This is a genomic window from Paraburkholderia sp. SIMBA_027 (assembly GCF_046535315.1).
GTDB classification, from domain to species: Bacteria; Pseudomonadota; Gammaproteobacteria; order Burkholderiales; family Burkholderiaceae; genus Paraburkholderia; species Paraburkholderia tropica.
In genome coordinates this window covers 1-237 of the sequence record NZ_JAWRWY010001578.1, presented here as the reverse complement: position 1 = coordinate 237, position 237 = coordinate 1, and the positions used below count along the sequence as shown (strand labels likewise).

Annotated in this window: 1 pseudogene; it reads right to left on the bottom strand. The window is 62.0% G+C overall.

The features are described from left to right. Positions 1 to 216, bottom strand: a pseudogene (locus tag SB764_RS44490) (BON domain-containing protein); the annotation flags it as partial. Between the last annotated feature and the right edge of the window lie 21 nt (positions 217 to 237).

Below are 237 nucleotides of genomic sequence, written 5' to 3'. Positions count from 1 at the left end.
AGTGACCGCACCGCCTTTCGCTCGCACGCTGATGTTTGAGGCGTTGACGCTCTTGTCTTTGGCAATCGCCGTGCGAACCTGTTTGGCGAGCTCGCGATTCGCTCGTTTAGCGGCTTTGGCATCGACTCCAACCGATGCCGCTTTGGCGGATCCGGTCGAAGCAACGCCTGTCTGGCCGGACTGCGCCCACGCGCCGATAGTCACCAGGGCGAACATTCCGGCAACTGCCAACCCGAG